At 56.1% G+C, this 16,995-nt stretch carries 14 protein-coding genes and 1 other RNA gene; 3 read left to right on the top strand and 12 right to left on the bottom strand.

The genetic code is table 11. The features are described from left to right. Window positions 1-4: 4 nt before the first annotated feature. From bcsB to bcsR, 4 genes are read right to left on the bottom strand one after another with little or no spacing between them, the layout of a single operon-like run. A complete protein-coding gene (gene bcsB, locus ABLV17_RS19660) occupies window positions 5-2,359 on the bottom strand; it encodes a cellulose biosynthesis cyclic di-GMP-binding regulatory protein BcsB (RefSeq protein ID WP_087858990.1) in 2,355 nt (784 codons plus the stop codon). A 10-nt stretch (window positions 2,360-2,369) separates the two neighbouring features. Next, a complete protein-coding gene (gene bcsA, locus ABLV17_RS19665; RefSeq protein ID WP_087858989.1) occupies window positions 2,370-4,988 on the bottom strand; it encodes a UDP-forming cellulose synthase catalytic subunit in 2,619 nt (872 codons plus the stop codon). Then, on the bottom strand, window positions 4,985-5,722 hold the full coding sequence (bcsQ, locus tag ABLV17_RS19670) for a cellulose biosynthesis protein BcsQ (RefSeq protein ID WP_308957667.1): 738 nt from the start codon (window positions 5,720-5,722) through the stop codon (window positions 4,985-4,987). The genes bcsA and bcsQ overlap by 4 nt, the downstream gene beginning before the upstream one ends. Before the next feature lie 11 nt (window positions 5,723-5,733). Beyond that, complete coding sequence (gene bcsR, locus ABLV17_RS19675) at window positions 5,734-5,922, bottom strand: cellulose biosynthesis protein BcsR (RefSeq protein ID WP_015369237.1); 189 nt, start codon at window positions 5,920-5,922, stop codon at window positions 5,734-5,736. A gap of 168 nt (window positions 5,923-6,090) precedes the next feature. Between bcsR and bcsE the strand changes: the two genes are divergently transcribed. Genes bcsE through bcsG form a run of 3 tightly spaced genes read left to right on the top strand, consistent with a single transcriptional unit; the run spans window position 6,091 to window position 9,517 of the window. After that, window positions 6,091-7,647 carry a cellulose biosynthesis protein BcsE gene (gene bcsE, locus ABLV17_RS19680; RefSeq protein ID WP_113374007.1) on the top strand — a complete coding sequence of 519 codons (1,557 nt, stop codon included), beginning with the start codon at window positions 6,091-6,093 and terminating at the stop codon, window positions 7,645-7,647. Next, window positions 7,644-7,841, top strand: coding sequence for a cellulose biosynthesis protein BcsF (gene bcsF / locus ABLV17_RS19685; protein WP_015369235.1), 198 nt, complete (start codon window positions 7,644-7,646; stop codon window positions 7,839-7,841). The genes bcsE and bcsF overlap by 4 nt, the downstream gene beginning before the upstream one ends. Continuing rightward, entirely contained in the window at window positions 7,838-9,517 is a 1,680-nt protein-coding gene (gene bcsG / locus ABLV17_RS19690) for a cellulose biosynthesis protein BcsG (protein ID WP_308957666.1), read from the top strand. Before bcsF ends, bcsG begins: the two co-directional genes overlap by 4 nt. 82 nt (window positions 9,518-9,599) lie before the next feature. On the opposite strand, the gene ABLV17_RS19695 is transcribed toward bcsG, so the two are convergent. From ABLV17_RS19695 to ABLV17_RS19730, 8 genes are all read right to left on the bottom strand, one after another. Beyond that, on the bottom strand, window positions 9,600-9,707 hold the full coding sequence (locus ABLV17_RS19695; protein WP_015703763.1) for a type I toxin-antitoxin system toxin Ldr family protein: 108 nt from the start codon (window positions 9,705-9,707) through the stop codon (window positions 9,600-9,602). Window positions 9,708-10,077: 370 nt separating this feature from the next. After that, window positions 10,078-10,185: a type I toxin-antitoxin system toxin Ldr family protein gene (locus tag ABLV17_RS19700; protein WP_015703763.1), complete on the bottom strand. Its 108-nt coding sequence runs from the start codon at window positions 10,183-10,185 to the stop codon at window positions 10,078-10,080. Window positions 10,186-10,484: 299 nt separating this feature from the next. Continuing rightward, window positions 10,485-11,498, bottom strand: a complete 1,014-nt coding sequence (gene dppF, locus ABLV17_RS19705; protein WP_045386512.1) for a dipeptide ABC transporter ATP-binding subunit DppF — start codon at window positions 11,496-11,498, stop codon at window positions 10,485-10,487. Further along, window positions 11,495-12,478 carry a dipeptide ABC transporter ATP-binding protein gene (gene dppD / locus ABLV17_RS19710; RefSeq protein WP_015703765.1) on the bottom strand — a complete coding sequence of 328 codons (984 nt, stop codon included), beginning with the start codon at window positions 12,476-12,478 and terminating at the stop codon, window positions 11,495-11,497. The genes dppF and dppD overlap by 4 nt, the downstream gene beginning before the upstream one ends. Window positions 12,479-12,488: 10 nt before the next feature. Next, window positions 12,489-13,391, bottom strand: coding sequence for a dipeptide ABC transporter permease DppC (gene dppC, locus ABLV17_RS19715; RefSeq protein WP_020077721.1), 903 nt, complete (start codon window positions 13,389-13,391; stop codon window positions 12,489-12,491). A gap of 9 nt (window positions 13,392-13,400) precedes the next feature. Beyond that, window positions 13,401-14,420: a dipeptide ABC transporter permease DppB gene (dppB, locus tag ABLV17_RS19720; protein ID WP_002921786.1), complete on the bottom strand. Its 1,020-nt coding sequence runs from the start codon at window positions 14,418-14,420 to the stop codon at window positions 13,401-13,403. Window positions 14,421-14,553: 133 nt separating this feature from the next. Beyond that, window positions 14,554-16,161: a dipeptide ABC transporter periplasmic-binding protein DppA gene (gene dppA, locus ABLV17_RS19725; RefSeq protein ID WP_015369230.1), complete on the bottom strand. Its 1,608-nt coding sequence runs from the start codon at window positions 16,159-16,161 to the stop codon at window positions 14,554-14,556. A 700-nt stretch (window positions 16,162-16,861) separates the two neighbouring features. Continuing rightward, window positions 16,862-16,994, bottom strand: a non-coding RNA gene (locus tag ABLV17_RS19730) — RtT sRNA. Between the last annotated feature and the right edge of the window lies 1 nt (window position 16,995).

Here is a 16,995-nt window from a genome sequence, read left to right on the forward strand (position 1 = left end):
GCAATTACTCATCATCAGGATCAAGACGGCGACGGCTGAGAATACGCAGCATGCGCCACAGCACCCACGCCAGCAGCACAATGCTGACGGCCGCCAGAATCGCCAACAGTATCGGATGGCTGGAGAGCGCAAACCAGATGCGCTCGAACCACGGCAGGTGGCCGACATAATAGATATCGCCAACCCGCAGGCTATTGACGCCAGATTCGCGAATCACCGCCACCGAACCGAACATCGCCGCCCGTTTACCGCTGTCATTTAAGGCGTTTGTGAGTAGCTCATTGCCTCGCGGGCTATCGGCCATCAGGGCGATCACGCTGCGCTGGTCGTTATACGGCGACTGGAAGCCAATAATGGCCGCCATCGGCCCGGAAGAGGTGATATCGGTCCGCGTATGCGGCGTGCGGGCGTCATCGTCCGGATAGATGCTAGCCAGGTCATAATGACGCATCGGCGTTTTCACCCAGCTTTTGGTCGCCTCGACCAGCAGATTGATTTTAGTATCGTCTTTCAGCGATGGCGGGATAGCGCCAATCAGCATCAGATCGGCATCTTTGCCCTTAATTTGGTTGCCGTCGTCGGTCATCTGCATGCTGATAGCCGCCAGCCCGGTCTGCGCGCCAATGCCGCCTACCGCCTGCAGCAATGTCTCCACCTGACCCGCATCAGGCGTTTTCGGCACCACGATTAGCGTCTGAGAGAGATCGGCCATGCGGGTATACGGGAAACCGGCATTAGCGAAGACGCGCAGGTCCGGCATCGCCAGGAAGTGGTAATATTTCGAAAAATCGATGGTGGAGTCATCGCCGATCACCACGTGGTTCTGCACCGGCTGGAAGGTGATACAGTTATCGATGTTGCCGCCCGGCATCGGGTTCATATACTGAAAATCGAAGCGCAGCTGGTTCATCGCGCCGAGGCGCAGCGCGGGTATGGTCACCTGGTTCTGGCCATCCAACAGCCCCTGCAGCACCGGCAGGCGTAAAATCAGCTTATTCACATCCTGCGAGCTATTGAGGCTAAACGACTGCAGGAACTGATCGTTAAGGCTGATATCCATCCGCGAGCTATCTTTGATAGGCGGCATGGTATAGCGATATTTCAGGTCCATATCGATGCCGTTGGCGCGAAGCAGGTACAGATCCGGCGGCAGATTCAGCGCCAGGTTAATCGAATCTGGCACCAGGCCGCTTGATTGCAGCTGCTGTTCATAAGTTTTCAGCTCGCCGAAAGTCACCGGCCTGTCGGTACGAACCCAGTTTGGCGCGTCATACGGCTGGCGGGCCTTCAACTCTTTCACGCCATCCACTACCACGCTATCGCCGCGGAATAGAATATTGCCCTGGGCAATACCCTTCGCCGCCACCAGCAGATCTTGATCATCACGGCCGAAGATCACCAGCAGCTTGACGTAGGGGTTGCTCGGGTGGTTGACCATTTCGATGGTCGGCGCTTTTACCGGCGGATGGTCGCGCAGGAAGTCCGGACGCTTATCGTTGGTCGCGAAGATGATAGCGTTACGTTCCGGTATCTCATTGAAGCGGACCGGGAACTGCTGACCACGCCAGCCGGCCTTGCTGCCAAACCAGGAGGCGACAATCGCCGCCGCCTGCTGCTGTTTGACGTCAGGCGCAGAAGCAAAAACCATCGGCAACGTCAGCGGACGGTTGTCGCGTGAGTCGTAAAACGGAACCGGGAAGTGGGACAGGTCGTTACGTACCTGCAGCGACTGATAGGTTAAATCCAGCGAGCTCTCACGGCCGATATCAAGCCACAGCGTACTGCTGGCCGGGTTTTCGCAAACGTCGCGATAGTGGCCGACGAACTCCAGCCGCACGCGGTTAAAATCGGTGATATACAGCGGATCGACGGGGATCTGGGCGCTCACTTTTTTACCCAGTTGCTCTTTGGTGACCGGCAGTACGCCCATCAGCTCGTCGTTAAGATAAACCTTCAGTTGAGACTGCACCGGCAGCAGCGAAGGCGACGGCGTGTAGTCAAGATTGAGCAGCGCTTTGGCGACCACCTCATCGCTGCGCATACCGAACTCTACGGCGCCCTCAGGATGCGAACCGCGCAGCACCATGCTACCCGGCGGCGGCGCGATTTGCGCGAAAGTCAGCTTCACGTCGCGAGTCGGGATATTGTCCGCCACCACCACCGGCGCGGCAGGATCGATAACCGCCGCGGTCGGCTGGCTATCGTTAATCACCGGCGCTGGCTGAGCCGTAACCGTTGTGGCGGGAGCGTCGACCACCGCGGCATTAGGCGTCACCGCCGGAGCCGAAAATGTTGCGAAGGGGTACCAGCTGCTCATTCCCACCGCCACTGCACAAATCAAGGAAAGTTTTCTTTTCATCGCATTATCATCATTGTTGAGCCATTGCCGGTTCTGCCGAGAGCACCGCCGCGGCACGTTCGGGACGGCGCGGTAAAAATGATACAACCCAGGCCACCAGCGAGGTGAGCGAGCGGAAAATAACCTTCACCGACGGCGGTGAGAACTCCGCCAGGTGACGATATCCACGGAACCCCAGCTTGAGGATATCCAGCAGGCTTTCCATCGGTTTATCTTCCGGGAAGCTGTCCTGCCAAAGCGCCCACGTATCAGCGCGGGCAAACGTACACTGCACAAAATCAATATGTTGCTGGTTAGTCAGCGGCAGCAATTGCAGGCCGACTTCACCGCCGTTCACCCGCGCGACGCGAACCGGGAAAACGTATTCTTGCTGTCCGCGTTTGAGCAGCAAATTCACGTGTTGCCCTTCCAGTACCCGCGCTTCGCCGTGAATTTTTATCCCCAGCCCGCCGTCGGAGTAGTCATGAACGGTACAGGAGAACAGGTGACCATCCGGGCGAGCAATCGCCGCCGGCATCGACATCTCTACGCGGTGCGAACGCCGCACCTGCTTGCTCTCCACCGACACCGCCACGGCGCCGCCAAGGATGATTAAGTTATAAAACACCCAGATGATACTGACCCAGACGGTCAAAATTTCGTTCTCGGGTCCGTACATAAAGCGCCAGATGCCGACCGCCACGCCCACCAGATTAAGCAATACCAGATAAATGTAGGGGCGGGAGATAACCCAATCGACATACTCGTCTTTCACCAGTCCGCCTTTGGCGGTGACGTTGAACTTGCCTTTGTGCGGGTTAATCAGCGCGACGAAGGTCGGCGGCGCGATATACCATGCCAGCACCGTTTCGTAGATTTCACTCCAGAAGGAGTGGCGGTACTTACCCTGAATCTTCGAGTTCGTCAGGCTGGCGTGAATCATATGCGGCAGCACGAACAGCGCGATCATCAACGCGGGCGCATAGATGATATAGGCGTGTAACAACAAGAATGCCAGCGGCGCGGTGAGGAAGATAAGCCGTGGGATACCGGACAAGAAGTGCAGCATCGCGTTGACGTAACAGATACGCTGCGCCAGCTTCAACCCTTTACCAAATAAGGGGTTATCGAGACGGAAAATTTGCACCATCCCGCGCGCCCAGCGAATACGCTGGCCGATATGCGCCGATAAGCTTTCCGTCGCCAGACCCGCCGCCTGCGGGATGCGCATATAGGCGGAGGTATGGCCACGACGATGCAGACGCAGTGAAGTATGGGCATCCTCGGTGACCGTTTCAACGGCGATACCACCGATTTCATCCAGCGGGCCGCGGCGAATGACCGCGCAGGATCCGCAGAAAAAGGTCGCATCCCACATGTCGTTGCCGTCCTGCACCAGGCCGTAAAACAGCGTCCCCTCGTTCGGCGTCTTACGAAAACGGCCCAGGTTGCGTTCGAACGGATCCGGCGAGAAGAAGTGGTGCGGCGTCTGCATCATCGCCAGCTTTTTATCCTTCAGGAACCAGCCCATGGTCATCTGCAAGAAGGAACGGGTCGGCACGTGGTCGCAATCGAAAATAGAGACGAACTCGCCTTTCGCATACTTCAGCGCATTGTTGATATTACCGGCCTTGGCATGTTCGTGGCTGGTACGCGCGATGTAATGGACGCCGACGTCTTTCGCGAACTGGCGAAACTCTTCGCGCCCGCCGTCATCAAGGATCCAGATATTGAGCTTATCCTTCGGCCAGTCGATACCCTGCGAAGCGTAGATGGTATTTTTCACCACGCTAAGGTCTTCGTTGTAGGTCGGGACGAAGATATCCACCGTCGGCCATTCGTTCATGTCTTCCGGTAGCGGCACCGGCTGGCGATTAAGCGGCCACACCACCTGGAAATAGCCCAGCACCAGCACAATCCAGGCGTAGGTTTCGGCAAACAACAAGATCAGCCCACATACCAGGCTGACCGGATCGTTCCAGTTAAGCGTGGAGGTATAGCGCCACCAGATATAGCGACAGGAAACGGTCAGCGACAACACGATCAGCATCAGGGCGGAGAAACGCCCCGGAATACGCCGCACCAGCAGCGCGACGCCCCACAGCAGCAGCAGGAAAATAAACTGTGACAACGGGTTAAACGGCTGGGTAATGCACAACAACGCCAGAATCAGTGAGAAGAAGGTGACGGTGCCAAGCACTAGCCGCCGCAGTTGCGGATGCAGGTGCTCAAGCTCTTTCTGCTTATCGAGGTGGCCGGTACGGGTGTTGACCTTTTCCGGTAATTTTTCCATCCACTGCGCGTAGCGCCCGTGAACCCCTTCCAACGCCGCCAGCGAGCGCCAGTTAATTTTTTTATCCGGTTCCGGCACCCGGGTCGCCAGTAGCCAGAGCGACTGCAGCAAATAGCGCAGCGGATCTAACGGGCGTGGGCGATGCGGATTAATATGCGGAAAATAGTCGGCATGGTGTTCGCGAATAGCTTGCCAGCGCGGCGTCTCAAGCGGCATTAACGCCCACGCCAACGACACCCACAGGCAACCGAGAAAAGCCGAAAGCACCGACGCGCCATGCTGACGATAGTCATCATAACGTTCGCTCAAGCGCTCGCCCACCGGCGGCGCCAGCAGCAACGTACTCAGGCGGATCATGCCGTCCCCTCTCTGGCATAGTGCAGCAGGCACCAGTTGGCCAGCGTCAGCACCTCTTCCGCCGCCAGGGCATCCTGACGATATTCGCCAAGCGGCTGTTTCGCCGCCAGACACTCCGCCATCGCTTCATCGCGGTGAATCGTGACCGGCAGGATCCGCCGCTGGCTTTCCAGCCATAGTTGATAGAGATCTTCCTGCAGTTGGCTGCCTACGCGTAGGTCGTTAATCAAAATATCCGCGTTGGCAGGCAGCGCCTGCTGATGCAGGCGAATATGGCTGTTGCCGTCCGGGTGCACAACCTGTAGCACACGATCGCACACGCTCAGCAACTCGCGGGTAAGCGGAGAATAACCCTCTGGTATATCAATCAGCAGCCAGCGGTGGCTTCCCTGCTGGTCGAGCAATTTGATTTGTTCCGCGATGGGTTCAAGCGCTGAACTGAGTTTATCAACGTGCTCACGTTCGCCAGGCGTCAGTCGGCCAAACGGCAGGAGATCGATATGCGCGGTGTAGCGCAGTCCGGCGTCGCGCCAGTCACCACCGTCAATCAACGAGCGTGCCCAGCCGTTGCGATGGTCGAAATCAACGTTGAAGAAAAAGCGCAGCATATTGTCCGGGCTGGCATCGATCACCAGCACAGTTTCACCGAGCAGCTGTAGTGCCCAGGCCAGTGCGGCGGTAATAGATGTGGTGCCTACGCCGCCGCGTATGCCTTGTAATCCCAGAATCGCCATCGACGGCTTCCTTACTTTTTCTCAGCTAATTCGGCCAACAGCGGCCAGCGTTGCAACGCCGCAGCGAGCTGTTCGCGTCGGGAAATGTCGTGGTAATCAATATCCGGCAGGGAAAATGCCCGGCTTAATGCCAGGAAATCATTTTGGAAGGTATATCCCAGCGTCGCATCGCCAGGTACCGCAGGGTCTTTTTCCGGCATTTCTCTGTCCATTCGAAAAACACATTATAAAACCAGGAAGTGTAAACCGCTCATCCCTAAAATTACGTGTACATGCTAAAACTGATGTCCTTTAATTTCAATGTTAGGTTTACTCTCACGCTTTCGCTAGTAAACTAATCATTGTAAATAGGGCGCGCGAGGGACATCGTGGATATTGTATATACGTTGGGTATTTCATCGTTATGGGACGAAGTATGCCATATGCCCGTTGGCGGGGTATGGTGGCTTAATGTCGACCGCTATGCCGACGCCGTCAGCCTGCTGAATCAAACGCTGGAAAGCCAGGCGCAGGACAGCAAGGTCGCGGCCATAGTGATGGGTAAAAAACCTAATGAAGTCATATCATTAAAAAAAGATCGCGGTCCCAACAAAATCGCATTATTCACTATGCCCGATCGCCCGGAAGGCCTGCAGGAGCTGCACCGCGATATACTTTGTTCTATGGAACCTGGCAACTATTTATTTATTCTGCTATGTACAGAAAATTCCTGGCAAAATATAAAAATAGATGAATTACTCCATTGGGTAGAAAAATCTAATCGATGGACCAAATACCATAACTGCTCTCTTATGGTACTTAATTCGGCTAACGATACCGATAAACAACTTTCTCCATTATTACGCCAGTACCGCGCCCTTTCCGGGCTGGCAAGCATTCGTTATCAGGGCGACAGCCATCTATTTGATATCGCGTGGTGGGGAAGCGAGAAAGGTATTAGCGCACAGCAGCAACTGGTTATTTTACACGATGATGAGGGTTGGCGGCTGGCGCAGAACGAAGAAGCTGTGGTACAGCCACGCAGCGACGAAAAAATCGTCCTCAGTAATTTGCGCGTGCTGGAAGGGGCGCCTGCGCTTTCCGAGTATTGGACGCTGTTCGAAACCAACGATGCGGTCTTTGAAGCCGGTCGTACCGCGCAAGCGGCCACCCTGCTATTTTCCATCACCCAGAACGAACAAATAGAGCAGCTCGGCCGCTATATCCATATCCTGCGCCGCCAGCGCGGCAGCGCCTTAAAAATCGTGGTACGCGAACAAACGCCAAGCCTGCGCGCCACCGATGAACGCTTGCTGCTAAGCAGCGGCGCCAACATGGTGATCCCCTGCAGCGCCGGGCTTTCACGCTGCCTGACGCTGATTGAAAGCGTGCAAAAACAGAAGTTTACTCGCCACGTTCCGGAAGACTTCAACACGCTGCTAACCTGGAGCCGGCCGCTTAAACTTCGCGGCTATCAAAAGTGGGACGCCTTCTGCGAAGCGGTCAGCAATATCATGGGCAACACGCTGCTGCCGCCGGATAGTAAAGGGGTGATGGTGGCGCTGCGCCCCGCGCCGGGACTACGTGTCGAACAGGCGTTAACCCTGTGTAAACCCAACCGCATGGGCGATATCGTGACGATCGGTAATAATCGATTAGTGCTGTTTTTATCGTTTTGCCGGGTAAACGATCTGGACACGGCGTTAAACCATATCTTCCCATTACCGACTGGAGACATTTTCTCTAACCGTATGATTTGGTTCGAAGACAAGCAAATTTCTGCGGAAATACTGTTGATGCGGGGCCTCTCCCCGGACAACTGGAACACGCCGCTGCCAATTACGGTGGGCAAAAACGAAGCCCTTAACGTTAAGCACGATGGTCGCCAGTGGCGGCGAATCCCGGAACCCTGGCGCCTCTCCACCGACGGAGAACCGCGGTCATGATGTCTATCGCCGATATCATTCAGCTGATTGTACTGTGCGCCCTGCTGTTTTTTCCGCTGGGGTATCTAACGCGCCATTATCAGCGCCGTATTCGCACGACTTTACGTTTGATGTTCTTTAAACCCCGTTACGTGAAACCGGCCGGCGTGCTGCGCCGGGATAACGCGACCAGGCAGGGCAAACTGAAAAAATGACCAAAACAAAAACTACCGCTACGCCGCTTCCGCTATGGCAGTACTGGCGCGGCCTGTCTGGCTGGAACTTCTATTTTCTCGTGAAGTTTGCCCTGCTGTGGGCGGGATACCTGAACTTCCATCCAATGCTTAACCTGGTGTTCCTCGCCTTTCTGCTGGTGCCGATCCCCAGCGAAAAACTGCACCGGATACGCCACTGGATAGCGATTCCGCTCGGCTTTGCCCTGTTCTGGCATGATACCTGGTTACCCGGTCCGGAAAGCATTATGAGCCAGGGCTCGCAAATCGCCGGTTTCAGCGCCGATTACATTTGGGACCTGATCACCCGCTTTATTAACTGGAATATGGTCGGCGCCTTCTTTGTACTGCTGGTGCTGTGGCTATTCATTAGCCAGTGGCTGCGCGTTACCGTATTTGTTTCGGCGATCATGGTCTGGCTGGTTATCAGCCCGCTGCTGCCCTCCTTTACTCTGTGGCCCGCCGGCCAGCCGACCACCGCTGCGGCCACGCCCGCGGCAACGACTGGTGGAACGACAACAGCCGCGGCATCCGCCAGCGCTGACGCCAGCGGCGATATCCCGCCGCAGACCGAACCGCCCACCTCGGCTAACCTTAGCAACTGGCTGAAAACTTTCTATGCTTCTGAACAGAAAAGAAAAACACCGTTCCCGGATCAGCTTCCTGGTGATGCGCAGCCGTTCGATCTGCTGGTAATCAATATCTGTTCCCTGTCATGGTCAGACATTGAGGCTGCCGGGTTGATGGACCATCCACTGTGGAAACATTTCGATATCGTCTTCAAAAACTTCAACTCCGCCACCTCCTACAGCGGCCCGGCAGCGGTTCGCCTGCTGCGCGCCAGCTGCGGCCAGCTATCACATAACAACCTGTATCAGCCGTCGGGCAACGAGTGCTATCTGTTCGAAAATCTGGCCAAACTCGGCTTTACCCAACAGCTGATGCTGGGACATAACGGCGTATTCGGCGACTTCCTCAAAGAGGTTCGCTCGCTCGGCGGTATGCAGAGTCCATTAATGGATCAGAGTGGTTTACCGGTTATTCTCCAGGGCTTCGACGGATCGCCGGTTTATGACGATCGGGCAACGCTCGATCGCTGGCTACAAACCACAGAAAAGCTCAACACGCCACGTACCGCGACCTTCTACAACACGCTGCCGCTGCACGATGGCAACCATTATCCCGGCCAAAGCAAAACGGCCGACTATAAGGCCCGCGCGCAGAAATTCTTTGATGAGCTGGATGCCTTCTTCACCGCGCTGGAAAAATCCGGGCGTAAAGTGATGGTGGTGGTGGTGCCAGAACACGGCGGCGCGCTGAAGGGTGATAAAATGCAGGTCTCCGGGCTGCGCGATATTCCAAGCCCGTCGATCACTAACGTGCCGGCGGCGGTGAAATTCTTCGGCATGAAGGCGCCGCATCAGGGCGCCGCGGTGGAAATCACTCAGCCTTCCAGCTACCTCGCAGTTTCTGAACTGGTGGTACGCGCCCTGGACGGTAAGATGTTTGCCGAGGATAACGTCAACTGGCAGCAATACACCGCTAACCTGCCGCAAACCGCTGCGGTATCGGAAAACTCCAACGCTATTGTCATTCAGTATCAAGGCAAACCTTACGTGCAGCTCAACGGCGGCAGTTGGGTACCGTATCCGCAGTAAATACGAAAAAGGCCGCAGGAGAATTCCTGCGGCCTGTTCGGGCGCAAATTGCCAACGCAGCAGACTCACGCCCGCCGGTCCGTCACTTCTGGTTATGCATCCAGCTGACGATAATGCTGACCACGATGCCAGCGATTATCGGCGCCGCCAGATCGTCCCATAAGATCAGACCTAACTGTGTGAGCGTCATAGAGCCGCCTGTATTGCAATGGCAACCGTTCGCGGCTATCTTTAACTTGTCTGGAGTTATGATAGCCCTCGTTCAGTTGCCTGGTTAACACCAGCAACGTGCGAGGGTTTTCTCTTTCCAGCAACTTATCTATGCCGCCGGGGTTCAAGCCCCCGCAACATTGCGCCTCACCGGGCGAACCCGGCTTGGCGTCGATTCTACTGCTCCGTGTCATCGCCTTCACCACGCCCTTCGGCAATCTGCGAGGCGCATTCCAGCAACCAACCACATTCTTCGTGCAGCCTGGCAAAACGAAAAAGGCCGCAGGAGAATTCCTGCGGCCTGTTCGGGCGCAAATTGCCAACGCAGCAGACTCACGCCCGCCGGTCCGTCACTTCTGGTTATGCATCCAGCTGACGATAATGCTGACCACAATGCCAGCGATTATCGGCGCCGCCAGATCGTCCCATAAGATCAGACCTAACTGTGTGAGCGTCATAGAGCCGCCTGTATTGCAATGGCAACCGTTCGCGGCTATCTTTAACTTGCTTGGAGTTAGTGATAGCCCTCGTTCAGTTGCCTGGTTAACACCAGCAACGTGCGAGGGTTTTCTCTTTCCAGCAACTTATCTATGCCGCCGGGGTTCAAGCCCCCGCAACATTGCGCCTCACCGGGCGAACCCGGCTTGGCGTCGATTCTACTGCTCCGTGTCATCGCCTTCACCACGCCCTTCGGCAATCTGCGAGGCACATTCCAGCCCTCCCCCGCAGAATTCATCACGCGACAACCCGCCTACCATCACGCTCGCGCTTTCTCCGGATTCTCATCCTGATCAACGGCAAAGCAGGCCACCAGTTGGCCGCCGTAATCCTTAAGCTGCGGCTGAAGCTGGGTGCATGGGCCAAAGCGTCGGCGGCAGCGCGCATTGAAGGCGCAGCCCGGCGGCGGATTCAGCGGGCTCGGCAGTTCGCCGGTCAGCTTGATACGCTCGCGACGATCGTCCGGATTCAGACGCGGCGTCGCCGACAATAGCGCCTGGGTATACGGATGACGTGGGTTATTAAAGATCTGGTCTTTGGTCCCCTTCTCCACGCAGCGGCCAAGATACATCACCATAACTTCATCAGCGATGTGCTCGACGACCGATAAGTCGTGGGAGATAAACACGTAGGACAAACCTAAATCCTGCTGCAGGTCCATCATCAGGTTCAGCACCTGGGCGCGTACCGAAACATCCAGCGCGGAAACCGGCTCATCGGCAATCACCACGTCCGGATCCAACATCAGCCCGCGAGCAATGGCGATACGCTGACGCTGACCGCCGGAGAACATATGCGGGTAGCGATCGTAATGCTCCGTTTTGAGGCCCACCTTCGCCATCATCGCCAGCGCCTTTTCACGTCGCTGCTCTTTGCTCAGACTGCTGTTAATCAACAGCGGCTCTTCCAGAATCTGCCCCACTTTTTTACGTGGGTTCAGCGAGCCATACGGGTTCTGGAATACAATCTGGATTTTTTGCCGCCGCAGCTTTTGCGCCTGCGGGTCGTGCTTGAGCAGATCCTGCCCTTGATAATACAGCTCACCGCCGGTCGGAATTTCAATCATCGTCAACAAACGACCCAGCGTCGATTTGCCGCAGCCTGATTCCCCCACCACTGCCAGCGTTTTACCGCGCTCAAGAGTAAAGGAGACGCCGTCCAGCGCTTTCACCAGCCGTTCCGGAGCAAACAGCCCCTTCTTTACCGGATAGTGTTTTTTCAGATCAATGGCCTGCAACAGCGGTTGTTGCGTGGCGACCTTTTGCGTACTCATAATCCAGGCCTCCCGGCATCATCGAGTGGGTAGTGGCATTTAGACTGACGGCCGCCGTCGAGATCCGCGAGCGCGGGCTCTTCGCTCCGGCATTTATCCGTTGCATAGGGGCAGCGCGGGTTCAGCAGGCAACCATTCGGACGATCGTATTTCCCCGGCACCACGCCCGGTAACGACGCCAGACGCGCTTTATCCTGGGCAAACTCCGGCAGCGCGCGCAGCAGCGCCTGGGTGTAAGGATGACGCGGCGCGCGGAAGATATCTTTCGCATCGCCGGTCTCCACCACCTGACCCGCGTACATGACGATAATTTTATGCGCGGCTTCCGCTACGAGCGCCAGATCGTGGGTAATCAGCACCAACGCCATATTCTCTTGCTGCTGCAACTCCAGCAGCAGTTCGATAATCTGCGCCTGGATGGTCACATCCAGCGCGGTGGTCGGTTCATCGGCAATCAGTAGCTTTGGCCGGCAGGCGATCGCCATCGCGATCATCACGCGCTGGCTCATCCCACCGGAAAGCTGGTGCGGATAAACGTCCAGCCGCGACGCCGGGTCAGGAATACCCACCAGGTTCAGCAGATCGATCGCCCGCTGGCGGCGGGTTTGCTTATTGCCGCCCTGATGGACCTTAATCGCTTCCATAATCTGGTAGCCGACGGTAAAGCACGGGTTGAGGCTGGTCATCGGATCCTGGAAGATCATCGCCACTTCCGCCCCCACCAGCTGGCGCCGCTCTTTTTCCGAAATACGCTGCAAATCGCGGCCGTTAAATTCCAGTTTGTCCGCCATCACCCGGCCGGGGTAATCAATCAGCCCCATAATCGCCAGCGAGCTCACCGACTTACCGGAACCCGATTCCCCCACGATGCCGACCACTTCGCCCTGCTTCACGCTATAGCTGATGCGGTCTACGGCACGGAACGGCGCATTCTCATCGCCGAAATGCACCGATAACTTATCTACATTTAATAACGCCATCTCGAACCTCTTACTGCTTCAGTTTGGGATCGAGCGCGTCACGCAGACCGTCACCCATCAGGTTAAATGCCAGCACCGTCAGCAGGATCGCCACACCCGGGAAGGTCACCACCCACCAGGCGCTTTGCGCGAACTGCAACACGTCGGAGAGCATGGTGCCCCACTCAGGCGTCGGCGGCTGCGCGCCCATGCCGAGGAACCCCAGCGCTGCCATGTCGAGAATGGCGTTAGAAAAGCCCAGCGACGCCTGAACGATCAGCGGCGCAAGACAGTTAGGGAGAATATTAACGAACATCTGGCGCATTGCGCCGGCGCCCGCCACGCGTGAAGCGGTAACGTAATCGCGGTGCACTTCCACCAGCACCGCCGCACGCGTCAGACGCACATAGTGCGGTAGGGCGACGAAGGTGAGCGCCAGCGAAGCATTGACGATTGATGGTCCGAAGATAGCCACCAGCACCAACGCCAGCAGCAGGCTCGGCAGCGCCAGCATGATATCGACCACACGCATGATGATGGAGTCCACCACCCCGCCGAAATAGCCAGCAACCAGCCCCAGCACCACGCCGAGGATCAGCGACAGCACCACCACCAGACAGCCCACCAGCAGCGACAGGCGCGCGCCGTACATCAGGCGTGAGAGAATATCGCGACCCACGTCATCGGTGCCAAGCAGATGCGCCAGGCTGCCGCCATCCTGCCAGAACGGCGGCGCCAGCAGCGAATCACGGAACTGATCCGCCGGGTTATAAGGGGCGAGAAAGTTGGCGAATACCGCGATGATAATCATCACCGCCACATACACCAACCCGACGACGGCACCCTTATTGCGTTTGAAATAGTGCCAGAACTCCTGCAGCGGGGTCATTGGCACCGGTGCGGCGACAACTTTATTTTCTGTAATTTGTGACATGATGGCCCCTTACTTCTTATGCCGGATACGCGGGTTCACCACGCCGTACAGCAGGTCGACCAGCAGGTTGACGAGAATAATCATCGTCGCCACCAGCAGAACCCCGCCCTGCACAACGGGATAATCGCGGCGCTGTAGCGCATCGATGAGCCAGCGGCCTAAACCTGGCCACGAAAAGATAGTTTCGGTCAGAATGGCGCCCGCCAGCAGCGTGCCCACCTGGAGACCAATCACCGTCACCACCGGCAGCATCGCGTTGCGTAGCGCATGGATGACAATCACCCGCATGCGGGTCAACCCCTTAGCGCGTGCGGTACGGATGTAATCCTCGCCAAGCACTTCCAGCATCGATGAGCGGGTCATACGCACGATAACCGCCAGCGGAATCGTACCCAGCACGATGGCGGGTAGGATCATATGCATTAAGGCATCAATAAAGTCGCCCTGCTCGCCCCAGATGGCGGTGTCAATCAGCATAAAACCGGTCAGCGGCAGGGTATCGTCAAGGAATACCGTATCGCTGATACGCCCGGAGACCGGCGTCAGATTCAGCTGCACCGAAACCAGCATAATCAGCATCATGCCCCACCAGAAGATAGGCATCGAGTAGCCGGTCAGCGCCAGCCCCACGGCAGTGTGGTCAAAGATGGAGCCGCGTTTTACCGCAGCCAGCACGCCCACCGGAATACCGACGGCGACGGCGAAAATCATCGCGCAGACGCCCAGTTCGAGGGTGGCCTTGAAGCGAGGCACAAACTCTTGCCACACGGGAATTCGGCTTTTCAGCGAGATCCCTAAATCACCGTGCAGTACGCCCCAAATATAATGGGCATATTGCTGCCACAGCGGCTTATCAAGGCCCATTTCGGCCAGCAGCTGCGCGTGACGTTCGGGGGAAATACCACGTTCGCCCGCCATAATCATCACCGGATCGCCGGGGATCATATGAACGAAAGCAAAGGTGAGAAGGGTAATACCGATAAATGTCGGGATGACGAGTCCCAAACGTCGGAGAATAAACTGCAACATAACCCGGTTTCTCTATAGTGACGCCAGGCCTGGTGACAAGGCGTCTGTATTGCTCACAAAAGTATTCCCCGAATAGCGGGAATACGCCCCCCGCCTCTCCCGCGCGGGGAGAGGGGGTCAGGCATCGTGCTTATTATTCGACAGAGACGTTATCGAAGTGGTGTTTGCCAAGCGGATCAACCACATAGCCTTTGACTTCTTTACGCACTGGCTCGTAAACGGTGGAGTGGGCGATGATCAGCGCCGGAGCCTGGTCATGCATCACTACCTGAGCCTGTTTGTACAGTTCAATACGCTTGTTGTGGTCGTCGGTGGCGCGCGCCGGTTGAATGAGGTCTTCAAACGGCTTATAGCACCAGCGAGAGTAGTTAGAGCCGTCTTTCGCCGCGGCGCAGCTGAACAGGGTCGCGAAGAAGTTATCCGGATCCCCGTTGTCGCCGGTCCAGCCCATCATCACGGTCTGATGCTCGCCCGCTTTCGCGCGTTTCAGGTACTCGCCCCACTCGTAGGTGACGATCTTGGCCTGTACGCCGACTTTCGCCCAGTCGGCCTGGATCATTTCAGCCATACGGCGCGCGTTCGGGTTATACGGACGCTGTACCGGCATTGCCCACAGGTCAATGGTGAAGCCTTTTTCCATGCCTGCTTCTTTCAGCAGTTGCTTCGCCTTCTCAGGATCGTAGGTATAGTCTTTAACGTCATCGTTATAGCCCCACATGGTCGGCGGGATCAGGTTCTTCGCCGACTGGCCTGCGCCCTGGTAAACGGCTTTGATGATCGCTTCTTTGTTCACCGCATAGGTCAGCGCCTGGCGAACTTTGACGTTATCCAGCGGTTTTTTCTCGGTGTTGAAGGAGAGATAACCCACGTTCAGACCCGGCTGTTCCAGCAGGTTGATGTTTTTATCTTCCTTCATGCGCGCGATGTCAGCCGGGTTCGGATACGGCATCACCTGGCATTCGTTTTTCTGCAGCTTGGCGTAGCGTACGGAAGCGTCCGGAGTGATGGAGAAGACCAGGCGATCGATCTGCGGCTTGGTGCCCCAGTAGCCCGGGAAGGCTTTATACAGAATGCGCGAGTCTTTTTGGTACTGCAGCAGCTGGAATGGACCGGTACCGATTGGGTTAAGGTCTACTTTTTCCGGCGTGCCGGCTTTCAGCATATTGTCGGCGTATTCTTTCGACAGGATAGAAGCAAAGTCCATCGCCAGATCAGCAAGGAACGGCGCTTCCGGGCGAGTCAGCACGAACTGGACGGTATTATCGTCCACTTTCTTCACTTCGCTAATCAGGTCCTGCAGGCCCATCCCTTCGAAGTACTCATAGCTGCCGCCTGAGACTTTATGGTACGGGTTTTTGTCATTTTTCTGGCGGTCGAAGGAGAACACCACGTCGTCGGCATTCAGCTCGCGCGTTGGTTTAAAGTCTTTATTATCCTGCCACTTCACGCCTTTACGCAGGTGGAAGGTATAGGTTTTACCGTCCTCGCTGACATCCCACTTCTCAGCCAGGCCAGGAATAACTTCTGTCGTACCGGTTTTGAATTCAACCAGGCGGTTGTAAATAGGCACCGAGCTGGCGTCATAGGTGGTACCAGAGGTGAATAGCTGTGGGTTAAAGCCTTCCGGCGAACCTTCAGAACAATAAACCAGGGTTTTAGCTTGTACGCTTGCGGCGACGGTCATGGCGACCAGGCTCAGACCAAGCTTCAGCATCCCTGACTTTTTCAAGGAAATACTCATTATTCTGCTCCAAAACTGTGATGTTGTTTGCATATAGCCGCCAGACCTTTATTTATTTTTTACCCGGTCTGGTCGGTGGTGCCCGAAGGCGTTGAGAGAGATGGGGATTCCGTTCGCTAAAACGACTGAGTTGCAGTACGGATTCTCCATGAAATGCCCCTCATGCCGTACAATCTGTCAACAGAATGGAGAAACGTCAATACAGCTAACCGGGTTTTGCGTCAGGGGTGAGAATCGGTGGGCAAAGATTAAAAAAACTTGATGGCGCTATTTTCAGCAGAGAAATTTATGCTACCGGCAATAAACCAGAATAAAGCCCTTAATAGTTTGCAACATCTGGTGATAAACAATTCTTAAAAATGGTGAAAATTTCTTCCCGTGTGACCATTATGTGAGCGATTAATAGCGCGAACGTTAAAACGCACAGCGGAAAATGCTGTAGTTAGCCATAAGCTTCGCGAAAAAAGATCTGTTCATCGATAAAAAAATGCAATGGAAGATGTCACAAAATAGCGAACAGCTAGCGAGATACCTGGGGAGATGCGATTTTTGTGACTCTGGCGGGGTTTTCGCCCCGGCTTGCGCTGCGCTGAGCCGGGCTACCGGGCTGCGATCGAGTCGAACCTCTGCCCCCGGAGGTTCTCATCCTCTTCGGACCGCAGATGCAAAAAAGCCTGCTCGTTGAGCAGGCTTTCGAATTTGGTCGGTGATAGAGGATGACTCGCCACTTCGTGGCTCGCCCTACGGGCCGTTGCTGACGCAACGTTCTCTCGCTACGCTCGAGTCGAACCTCTGCCCCCGGAGGTTCTCATCCTCTTCGGACCGCAGATGCAA

The organism is Klebsiella sp. CN_Kp091 (assembly GCF_040065095.1).
Taxonomy (GTDB): domain Bacteria; phylum Pseudomonadota; class Gammaproteobacteria; order Enterobacterales; family Enterobacteriaceae; genus Klebsiella; species Klebsiella aerogenes.

What these genes read in the sequence shown, in the direction of transcription:
- ABLV17_RS19700 (WP_015703763.1), bottom strand. Translation starts at nt 10,185, where the DNA reads ATGACGCTCACACAGTTAGGTCTGATCTTATGGGACGATCTGGCGGCG.
- bcsQ (WP_308957667.1), bottom strand. Translation starts at nt 5,722, where the DNA reads ATGGCGATTCTGGGATTACAAGGCATACGCGGCGGCGTAGGCACCACA.
- bcsB (WP_087858990.1), bottom strand. Translation starts at nt 2,359, where the DNA reads ATGAAAAGAAAACTTTCCTTGATTTGTGCAGTGGCGGTGGGAATGAGC.
- ABLV17_RS19695 (WP_015703763.1), bottom strand. Translation starts at nt 9,707, where the DNA reads ATGACGCTCACACAGTTAGGTCTGATCTTATGGGACGATCTGGCGGCG.
- dppD (WP_015703765.1), bottom strand. Translation starts at nt 12,478, where the DNA reads ATGGCGTTATTAAATGTAGATAAGTTATCGGTGCATTTCGGCGATGAG.
- bcsA (WP_087858989.1), bottom strand. Translation starts at nt 4,988, where the DNA reads ATGATCCGCCTGAGTACGTTGCTGCTGGCGCCGCCGGTGGGCGAGCGC.
- dppA (WP_015369230.1), bottom strand. Translation starts at nt 16,161, where the DNA reads ATGAGTATTTCCTTGAAAAAGTCAGGGATGCTGAAGCTTGGTCTGAGC.
- bcsG (WP_308957666.1), top strand. Translation starts at nt 7,838, where the DNA reads ATGACCAAAACAAAAACTACCGCTACGCCGCTTCCGCTATGGCAGTAC.
- bcsF (WP_015369235.1), top strand. Translation starts at nt 7,644, where the DNA reads ATGATGTCTATCGCCGATATCATTCAGCTGATTGTACTGTGCGCCCTG.
- dppF (WP_045386512.1), bottom strand. Translation starts at nt 11,498, where the DNA reads ATGAGTACGCAAAAGGTCGCCACGCAACAACCGCTGTTGCAGGCCATT.
- dppC (WP_020077721.1), bottom strand. Translation starts at nt 13,391, where the DNA reads ATGTCACAAATTACAGAAAATAAAGTTGTCGCCGCACCGGTGCCAATG.
- dppB (WP_002921786.1), bottom strand. Translation starts at nt 14,420, where the DNA reads ATGTTGCAGTTTATTCTCCGACGTTTGGGACTCGTCATCCCGACATTT.
- bcsR (WP_015369237.1), bottom strand. Translation starts at nt 5,922, where the DNA reads ATGCCGGAAAAAGACCCTGCGGTACCTGGCGATGCGACGCTGGGATAT.